8 protein-coding genes are annotated in these 9619 nt (G+C 75.1%); 7 read left to right on the top strand and 1 reads right to left on the bottom strand.

Annotated elements, in window-relative coordinates; all coding sequences use genetic code 11:
* Positions 1–78: 78 nt before the first annotated feature.
* Positions 79–810 (bottom strand): VIT1/CCC1 transporter family protein, encoded by a 732-nt coding sequence (locus tag ACFV0T_RS34260; RefSeq protein WP_385787995.1) that lies wholly within the window; start codon positions 808–810, stop codon positions 79–81.
* Positions 811–1082: 272 nt separating this feature from the next.
* On the opposite strand from ACFV0T_RS34260, the gene ACFV0T_RS34255 reads away from it, so the two are divergent.
* Genes ACFV0T_RS34255 through ACFV0T_RS34225 form a run of 7 tightly spaced genes read left to right on the top strand, consistent with a single transcriptional unit; the run spans position 1083 to position 9569 of the window.
* Positions 1083–2855, top strand: coding sequence for an ADP-ribosylglycohydrolase family protein (locus ACFV0T_RS34255; RefSeq protein WP_385787992.1), 1773 nt, complete (start codon positions 1083–1085; stop codon positions 2853–2855).
* Positions 2852–4087, top strand: coding sequence for an ADP-ribosylglycohydrolase family protein (locus tag ACFV0T_RS34250; protein ID WP_385787989.1), 1236 nt, complete (start codon positions 2852–2854; stop codon positions 4085–4087). Before ACFV0T_RS34255 ends, ACFV0T_RS34250 begins: the two co-directional genes overlap by 4 nt.
* Positions 4088–4095: 8 nt before the next feature.
* Positions 4096–5271 (top strand): ADP-ribosylglycohydrolase family protein, encoded by a 1176-nt coding sequence (locus ACFV0T_RS34245; RefSeq protein WP_385787986.1) that lies wholly within the window; start codon positions 4096–4098, stop codon positions 5269–5271.
* Entirely contained in the window at positions 5259–6665 is a 1407-nt protein-coding gene (locus ACFV0T_RS34240) for an ADP-ribosylglycohydrolase family protein (RefSeq protein WP_385787983.1), read from the top strand. The genes ACFV0T_RS34245 and ACFV0T_RS34240 overlap by 13 nt, the downstream gene beginning before the upstream one ends.
* A complete protein-coding gene (gene rbsK / locus ACFV0T_RS34235; RefSeq protein WP_385787980.1) occupies positions 6662–7555 on the top strand; it encodes a ribokinase in 894 nt (297 codons plus the stop codon). The genes ACFV0T_RS34240 and rbsK overlap by 4 nt, the downstream gene beginning before the upstream one ends.
* Positions 7552–8742, top strand: coding sequence for a CaiB/BaiF CoA transferase family protein (locus ACFV0T_RS34230; RefSeq protein WP_385787974.1), 1191 nt, complete (start codon positions 7552–7554; stop codon positions 8740–8742). Before rbsK ends, ACFV0T_RS34230 begins: the two co-directional genes overlap by 4 nt.
* Entirely contained in the window at positions 8739–9569 is an 831-nt protein-coding gene (locus tag ACFV0T_RS34225; RefSeq protein ID WP_385787971.1) for an HpcH/HpaI aldolase/citrate lyase family protein, read from the top strand. Before ACFV0T_RS34230 ends, ACFV0T_RS34225 begins: the two co-directional genes overlap by 4 nt.
* The last annotated feature ends 50 nt before the right edge of the window (positions 9570–9619 follow it).

The raw sequence follows: 9619 nt of genomic DNA, 5'->3' as shown, positions 1-9619 counted from the left end.
CTCATGCCCAGTGGTTAAGCGTTCGAAACCAGCGAGTAACGGTTACTTATGCGGTCCCTCGCATAAGTTCCATTCGGACTATCCTACGGCCGTCCCGAAGAGACTGCCCAGGGCGTACGTCACACCGGCCGCCGCGCCGCCCAGCGCGAGCTGCCGCAGCCCGCTGTACCACCAGGTCCGCGCGGTCACCCTCGCCACCACGGCACCGCAGGCGAAGAGCCCGAACAGGGCGAGCAGCACCGCGGGCCACAGCACGGTGGCGCCGAGCAGGTACGGCAGCAGGGGCAGCAGCGCGCCCAGCGCGAAGGAGCCGAAGCTCGACACGGCGGCGACCCGCGGCGACGGCAGATCGCCGGGGTCGATGCCCAGCTCCTCGCGGGCATGTATCTCCAGCGCCTGCTCCGGGTCGCGCGAGAGCTGCCGGGCCACCTCCCGGGCCAGTCGCGGTTCGACGCCGCGCGACCGGTAGAGCGCCGCGAGCTCGGCCTCCTCGTCCTGCGGGTGCTTGCGCAGCTCCCGCCGCTCGACGTCCAGCTCGGCCTCGACCAGCTCGCGCTGCGAGGCCACGGAGGTGTACTCGCCGGCCGCCATGGAGAAGGCGCCGGCGGCCAGGCCGGCGAGCCCGGTCAGCACGATGGTGTGCCGGTCCACGGCACCACCCGCGACTCCGGTCATCAGCGCCAGGTTGGAGACCAGACCGTCCATCGCGCCGAACACGGCGGGGCGCAGCCAGCCGCCGTTCACGTCCCGGTGCGTGTGGTTGTCGCGGTGCGCCTCGTGCAGCGTCGCCTCGGTGTCGATGATGGCCATGGAGTTCCCCCAGGAAAGCGTAGGCAAAGCTAACTTTAGAAAGGTTCTACTTTTTTACAACACCGACTCTAGATCACCGTTTTCCCGCCCGCCAGCAAGGAGAGGCTGGGCTAACCTGCGGCTTTACCGTCTTACGCTCATCCGTGTAGAGCTATGCACAGATGTCGACCGGGTGATGCTGGGGCCCCCGATGCTCTGCCTGACCACTCCGGTGGGACACATCCGCAAAGGGTTCCGCGCCCTGGTCGGAGCCCCCGGAGGAGAGGCCGCGTATGGCATCGACCGCCTGCATTCCCCCGGTCCCGGCACCCGGCGACGCCGCCGAACTGCGCGACCGGGCCCGCGGGGCACTGCTGGGTCTGGCCGTCGGCGACGCTCTCGGCGCACCGGCCGAGAACATGAAGCCGTCCGAGATCCGCGCCCGCTGGGGCCGCATCAAGGGCTATGTCTCCGAGAAGCCGGCCGGTACGGACGACACCGAGTACGCGATCTTCTCCGGTCTGCTGCTGGCCCGGCACGGCTCCGCGCTCACCCCGGCCCACGTGGAGGCGGCCTGGCACGAGTGGATCGCCGACCGGCACGAGGGCCCCTTCCGGGGCGCGGGCTTCAGCGAGCGCGGCACGCTGGAGAACCTCCGCCGCGGCCTCGCCGCCCCCATCTCCGCCCAGCACCGCCACGCCTGGAGCGACGGCCTGGCGATGCGGGCGGCACCCTTCGGGGTGTTCGCCGCGGGGCGTCCCGCCGAGGCGGCCCGGCTGGTGGCGATCGACGGCTCGGTCAGCCACGACGGCGAGGGCATCTACGGCGGCCAGGCGGTAGCGGCCGGGGTCGCCGCGGCCATGGCGGGCGCCCCGCCGATCTCCATCGTCGCCGCGGCCCTCGCCGTCGTCCCCGACGACTCCTGGACGGCCCGTTCCCTGCGCCGCGCCGTGGCCGTGGCCCACCGGGGCGAACGCGCGGTCCGCTCCGCCGTCGTGATCGGCGGCTACCCGTGGACCGACCTGGCTCCCGAGGCGGTGGCCCTGGCCTTCGGCGCGTACGCGGCGGCCGACGGCGAGTTCCGGGACGCCGTCCTGACCGCGGTCAACATGGGCCGCGACGCCGACACCACGGCCGCCGTGGCGGGCGCGCTCGCGGGCGCGAGCCAGGGCGCGTCCGCCATCCCGGCGGAGTGGGCGGCGGCGATCGGCCCGGCCCGCGGAAGCTGCCTGCCGTCGATGGCCGGGCACCACGTCCTGGACGTGGCGGAACTGCTCACCGCGAGCGAGGGCGGGAAGTGGGGCACGGCGAGTCCGGGCCCCGGGGAAGCTCCGGCGGATCCGGTACGCCGTCCGAGACCCGCCGACGATCCCGTACGGCGGGAGGTCCGGCGCACGCCGAGCCCGAGCAACGCCATGCCGACGGCGACGACACCGACGCCGGGCTACCTGACCTCACCGGTGGCGGCCGCGGGCAGCCTGACCTCGCCGGTCGCGACCCCGGGCAACCAGACCTCGCCGGTCGCGGCCCCAGGCGTCCTGACCTCGCCGGCGGCGGCGCCGGGCAACCAGACCTCGCCGGTCGCGACGCCGGGCAACCAGACCTCGCCGGTCGCGACGCCGGGCGGCCTGGCCTCGCCGGCGACGACCCCGGGCAACCAGACCTCGCCGGCGGCGGCCCCGGGCAACCAGACCTCGCCGGTCGCCACACCGGGCGGCCTGGCCTCGCCGGAGGCGACGCCAGGCCACTTCACCTCACCAATGGCGGGCCCGGGCAACCAGACCTCGCCGGTGGCGACGCCAGGCCACTTCTCCTCACCAGTGGCGGCCCCGGGCGACAGCATGCCGACACCAAGTCCCGTCGCCGCCATGCCGGCACCGGGCGACGCCACGCCGACACCGGCCCCGGGCCCGAGCAGCGCCGCCCCGGCAGCGACCCCGGGCACCCGCACCCCGCCCACACCGGCCCCGGGCACCGCCGCCCCCGAAGCGACCCCGGGCACTTTCACCCCGCCGGTGGCCCTCGCCGCCGCTCCGGGCGCCGGCCAGGCGCAGGTGTGGTCGTGACGCCGCCGGGGCCGTGGGACGACGGCGCCGACGCGCGGGCCGCGACGGCGAGCGCCGCCGACGCCTGCACCGCGCCGGACGCGGTCACGCTCACCGCCGTCGCCGTCGCCGACACCCGCCCCCGGCGTATCGAGGGCCTGCTCCTCGGGCTCGCCGCAGGTGACGCGGCCGGCTGGCCCGCCGCACGGCACCGCGCGGCCCGGATGCCGGAGTGGACCCGCCGGCTCACCCGCGAGCTGGACACCTTCGCCGAGCAGAACGCGACGACCACGCTGCCCGTCCCCATCGCCCTCAACCAGCCGCCGGAGCCACTGTGCCTGGGCCCCTCCGACGACGCCGAGTGGGCGGTGTTCGCGGCCGAGGCGGTGCTGCGCGCCGGGGACGACAGCGTCCTGGGCGACCTCAGCCGGGAGCGCCGGACACGGGCCGCGATCGACCTGACCTGGAACGCCGTGGCGAGCGAGGTCGCGGCGGCGGCCGAGCGCGCCCCGGAGATCGAGTCGGCGGTGCTCCCGCTGCGCGCCCGCATCTCCGTGCGGGCCGGACTCGGCAACCTCGCCGCCGGTCTGCGACCGCCCGCCACCGGCCACGACAACCCGCACTACTTCGACGACGCGGCCTGCGTACGGGCCTGTGTGCTCGCCGTGGCCCACCCGGGTGACGCCCGGCTCGCCGCCGCACTGGCCGAGTTCGACGCCCGCTACACCCAGGACGGCGACGGCGTGCACGGCGCCCGCGCGATGGCGGCGGCCCTCGCCCTCGCGCTCTCCGGCGCGGGAGTGGAGTCCTGTGTGGCGGCGGCCCTGGCCGAACTCCCCGAGGAGACCGAGATCGGCCGCAACGCCCGGCACGCGCTGAGCCTCGCGCACGACGCCGAGAGCGCCTTCGCCCTGATCCCCCTGCTCGAACACCAGATCGTCGACCACGTCTACAGCTACGGCATCGCCGCCGCCGAGACGGTCCCGGTCGCCCTGGCCCTGGCCGTCGCGGCGCACGGCCGGATCGCGGAGGCCGTCCCCGCGGCGGCCTGTCTGTCCCGCGTCGCGGACTCCGCCCCGGCCCTGGCAGGCGCCCTGACCGGCGCGCTGGGCGGCGGCGCGGCCATCCCCGCGTCCTGGCGCGACACCTGCCGCACCCTCTCCGGCTGTGCCCTGCCCCGTCTCACCGGCACCGACCTGGTGGAACTCGCCGAGCTCCTGGAAGCCGCACAACCGGCCCCAGCGGGGGGATGATTCGGGGCATGACGCCCAAAGGAGAACAAAGTCACGCGGCGGCCCTCGACGAGCGGATCACCGCGGCCCTCGTCGGAGCCGCTGTCGGCGACGCCCTCGGCGGCCCCGTGGAGGGCTACTCCCCCTACCAGATCCTCGAACGCCACGGCGGCCGCGTGCACGGCGTCGTCGGCCCCTGGAACGGTGACGCGTGGCGCACCGCCCGCCCCATCGCCCCGTACCACAAGGGCGACGGCCACGTCACCGACGACACCCTGATGACCCATGCGCTGATCCGGGTCTACGCCACGGTCCGCGACCACCTGGACGCGTACGCGATCGCCGAGCACCTGGTCCCGGACCTGATGACCAACCCCCGGTGGATCCCGGAGCTGGAGGCGGAGGCGCTGCCGCTCCAGCGGGTGTTCCTGGCGGAGAAGTGGCTGGTGGCGCGGCTGCACTACGGCCACGTCGACCCCCGGGAGGCGGGCGTCGGCAACATCGTCAACTGCGGTGCGGCGATGTACATGGCGCCGGTCGGCCTCATCAACGCGGCCAACCCGGCGGCCGCGTACGCGGAGGCGCTGGACATCGCCGGCCCGCACCAGTCGTCGTACGGGCGTGAGGCGGCGGGCGTCTTCGCGGCGGCCGTGGCGGCGGCGACCGCCCCGGGCGCGACCCCGGACTCGGTCGTGACCGCCTGCCTCGGCCTGGCGAAGGACGGCACGCGCGCGGCGATCGAGGCGGTCTGCGAGACGGCCGCCCGGTACACGGAGTTCGAGTCGGCGCTCGTGCCGCTCCGGGCGGCGGTGGCCCCGTTCGACACCGTGGGCGCCGACTACCAGGCCCCGTCCCTGGGCGCCCGCCGCCCGTCCCGGCTGCACGCGATCGAGGAGCTCCCCGTCGCCCTGGGCATGCTGCTGCTGTCGGCCGGCGACTACCGCGGGTCGGTCCTCGGCTCGGTGAACTACGGCCGCGACTGCGACTCGATCGCGACGATGGCGGGCGCGCTGGCGGGAGCCCTCGGCTCCCCCGTGCCCGAGGACTGGTCGAAGACGGTCGCGGACGCCAGCCGCCTGGACCTGTGGGAACCGGCCCGCACCCTCACCGAGGTGACCCGGGAGATCTTCGCCCGGGACGTAGGGCGCCGTCGGGCCCACGAGGCGGCCTTCACCACGATCGGAGGCCCGAGGTGCTCCGGCTGACCTGGGTCCAGCCGGAGGACCTGGTGGGGCACGAGCTGCGCCAGGCCGCCCAGGACGGACGTGAACCCTCGGCGATCGCGGACCGGTGGCAGGTGGCGGGCGGCCACGAGGCACCCCTGCGAGCGGGAGCGTCGGCGCAGCCCGCGTCGCGCTATCTGCGGACGCTGGCGCGGGACCTGCTGGACGAACTGGCCGACCTGCCGAGCCGGCTGGCGGACGAGGAACCGACCGACCTGGCGCGGATCAGGGCGAGCTGTCCGGACTGGCCCACGCCACCCGCGCCGCCCGCCCACGGCCGCCCGCGGGCCGGGTGCGACCCGCTCCGCCTGGAAGCTGCCTGGCTGGGCCGGGCGGCCGGCTGTCTCCTGGGCAAACCCGTCGAGAAACTCTCCCTCAGTGCCATCCGCCGACTCGCCCGGTCCACCGGCAACTGGCCCCTGACCACCTGGTTCACCGCCAGGGGCGTTCCCGAGGAACTCCTGCGCGCCCACCCCTGGAACCGCCGCTCGGCCCCCACCTCGCTGGCCGAGAACATCGACGGCATGCCCGAGGACGACGACCTCAACTACCCCCTGCTCAACCTGCTTCTGCTGCGCCGCCACGGCAGGGCCTTCACCACCGCCGACGTGGCCGCCGTCTGGCTGGACGAACTCCCCGCCGGCCGCACCTTCACCGCCGAACGCGTCGCCTACCGCAACCTGCTCAGCGGCATCGAACCTCCGCACACCGCCCGCCACCGCAACCCCTTCCGCGAATGGATCGGCGCGCTGATCCGCGCCGACGTCCACGGCTGGACCAACCCCGGCGACCCCGGGGCCGCCGCCGAGCAGGCCCACCGCGACGCCACGCTCACCCACACCGCCAACGGCGTCTACGCGGCGATGTTCACGGCGGCCGTCATCGCGACCGCCTCCGGCGACGCCGCTGTCGATACCGGTACGAGCGGGGTCGACATCCACGCCTGCCTGCGCGCCGGCCTGGCGGTCGTCCCGCCCCGCTCCCGCCTCGCGGCGGCGATCACCCACGCCGTCCGGCTGGCCCGGGAGCAGCCGGACTTCGACACGGTCGTGGACGAACTCCACGCCCTGTACTCCCCCACTTACCACTGGGTCCACGCCATCCCCAACACGGCCCTCATCGCCGCCGCCCTCACCCACGCGGACGGCGACTTCTCCGGCTCCGTCTGCCGTGCCGTCTCCGGCGGCTGGGACACCGACTCCAACGGCGCGACCGCCGGCAGCGTCGCCGGCCTCCTCGCGGGCACGCCCGCGCGCCTGCCCGAGCGCTGGATCACCCCCCTCAAGAACCGCCTCGCCACCTCCGTCGCCGACTTCGACGGCACCGGCTTCGACACCCTGGCCCACTTCGCCCATGTGGAGGCATCTCGCCCATGACCCACATCGTCGTGCTCGGCAGCACGAACATGGACCTCGTCGCCTACGTAGAGAAGGCCCCGCAGCGCGGGGAGACCGTGACCGGCCGGGAGTTCCGTACGATCCCCGGCGGCAAGGGCGCCAACCAGGCGGTCGCCGCCGCCCGCGCCGGAGCCACCGTGTCGATGATCGGGGCGGTCGGCAACGACTCCTTCGGCACCCGGCTGCGCTCCACCCTGGAACGCTCCGGCGTCGACACCGGCACGCTGCGCACCACCGAGGGCCCCTCCGGCACCGCGCACATCGTCGTCGACGACGAGGGCGGCAACGCGATCGTCGTGGTCCCCGGCGCGAACGGCACCGTGGACCGCCTCACCCCCGGCGACGAGGGCGTGATCGCCTCCGCCGACGCGCTGCTGCTCCAGCTGGAGATCCCGCTGCGGACCGTCCTCGCGGGAGCGCGCACCGCCCGCGCCCACGGCGTACGGACCATCCTCACCCCCGCCCCCGCCCAGCCGCTCCCGCCCGAACTCCTCGCCGCCACAGACCTGTTGGTGCCCAACGAGCACGAGGCCGCCGCCCTCACCGGCCGCACCGACCCGCGTGAGGCGGCCGCCGCCCTGCTCGACCAGGTGCCGGAGGTGGTCGTCACGCTGGGCGCGGCGGGCAGCCTGTACGCGGCCCGGGGCGCCGAACCGCTGACCGTCCCCGCGCCGCGGGTGACCGCCGTGGACTCGACCGGAGCGGGCGACACCTTCGTCGGCGCGCTCGCGACGGCCCTCGGCGAGGCGCGGCCCGTACGGGAGGCCCTGGTGTGGGCGGCCGCGGCCGCCGCGCTGTCCGTGCAGCGGGAAGGGGCGTCGGCGTCGATGCCGTACCGCGCCGAGATCCAGGCACGGTACGGCTCATGACCGACGCCCCGCTGACCGGCCTGCGCGTCCTCGACCTCGCGACCCTCTTCGCCGGGCCCATCGCCGCCACCATGCTCGGCGACTTCGGCGCGGAGGTCGTCAAGGTCGAACACCCGACCAAGCCCGACCCGTCCCGGGGCCACGGCCCGTCGAAGGACGGCGTGGGCCTGTGGTGGAAGCTGCTCGCCCGTAACAAGCGCACGATCACCCTCGACCTGTCGAAGCGCGGCGGCCGCGCGACCCTGCTCCGCCTCGCCGCCACGGCCGACGTGATCATCGAGAACTTCCGTCCCGGCACGCTGGAGAAGTGGGATCTGGGCTGGGAGGAGCTGTCTGCGACCAACCCCCGCCTGATCCTCACCCGGGTCACCGGCTTCGGCCAGTTCGGCCCCTACGCCCATCGCCCCGGCTTCGGCACCCTCGCCGAGGCGATGAGCGGCTTCGCCGCGATCACCGGCGAACCGGACGCACCCCCGACCCTGCCCCCGTTCGGCCTGGCCGACTCGATCGCCGGACTGGCCACGGCGTACGCGGTGATGACGGCGCTGGCCGCCCGGGACCGTACGGGTGAGGGGCAGGTCGTCGACATGGCGATCATCGAGCCGATCCTGACGGTCCTCGGCCCGCAGCCCCTCTGGTACGACCAGCTCGGCCATGTCCAGCCGCGCACCGGCAACCGCTCCCAGAACAACGCCCCGCGCGGTACCTACCGCACGGCGGACGGCACCTGGGTCGCCGTCTCCACCTCCGCCCAGTCGATCGCCGAACGGCTGATGCACCTGGTCGGCCGCCCGGAGCTGATCGACGAACCGTGGTTCGCGACCGGCGCCGACCGGGCCCGGCACGCCGACGTCCTCGACGAGGCGGTCGGCTCCTGGATCGCCGAGCGCTCCCGGGAGGAGGTCCTGCTGGCCTTCGACAAGGCGGAGGCCGCGGTCGCCCCGATCCAGGACGTACGGGACGTGATGACGGACCCCCAGTACGCGGCCCTCGACACCATCACCACCGTCGACGACCCCGAGCTGGGCCCCCTGCGCATGCAGAACGTCCTCTTCCGGCTCTCCGCCACCCCCGGCGCGATCCGCTGGGCGGGCCGCCCGCACGGCGCGGACACGGAGGCGGTGCTGACCGAGCTGGGCCTGTCCCCGTCCCGGCTCGCGGCCCTGCGCGAGGAGGGCGCCGTATGACCGCGACCCCCCTCACCTGGCTCTACGTCCCCGGCGACCGTCCGCGGGTGGTCGCCAAGGCCCTCGCCTCGGGCGCCGACATCGTCGTGGTCGACCTGGAGGACGCGGTCGCGCCGGACCGCAAGGAGTACGCCCGCGCGGCCACCGCCGAGCTGCTCGCCGACCCGCAGCCGGTCCCGGTCCACGTCCGGATCAACGCCCTGGACGGCCCGCTGGCCGCGGCCGACCTGGGAGCGGTGGCCGCGCTGCCGGGGGTGACCGGTCTGCGGCTGCCGAAGGTGACCTCGCCGGAGCAGGTCACCGGCATCGCGGACCGTACGGCCCGGGCCGGCGGCGGTGCTCCGCCGCTGCACGCCCTGCTGGAGACGGCCCTGGGCATCGAACACGCCTACGAGATCGCCAGTGCCCACCCGGCCCTGCGCGGTGTCTCCCTCGGCGAGGCGGACCTACGGGCCGACCTGGGCGTACGGGGTGACGCGGGCCTCGACTGGTGCCGCGCCCGGGTGATCGTCGCCGCGCGGGCGGCGGGCCTGCCGCCGCCGCCCCAGTCGGTGCACCCGGACATCCGGGACCTGGACGGTCTGACCGCGACCTGCGCCCATGGGCGCGCCCTCGGCTTCCTGGGCCGCGCGGCCATCCACCCGCGCCAGCTCCCGGTCATCGAGCGCGCCTACCTCCCCACCCAGGAGGAACTCGAACGGGCGGAGGCGGTGGTGAAGGCGGCCGCGCGGGAACAGGGCGCCCAGGCGCTGCCGGACGGGACGTTCATCGACCTGGCGGTGGTGGCGACGGCCCAGCGGACGCTGTCGCTGGCGCACCGGCGCTGATCGTCACGGGACGGCGGGAACACGACGAGGGCGCCCGGGCCGTGACGATC

Source organism: Streptomyces sp. NPDC059582, assembly GCF_042735715.1.
Lineage (GTDB): Bacteria > Actinomycetota > Actinomycetes > Streptomycetales > Streptomycetaceae > Streptomyces.
Note: the sequence above shows the minus strand (reverse complement) of the source record. Positions and strands in the feature narration are given on the sequence as shown.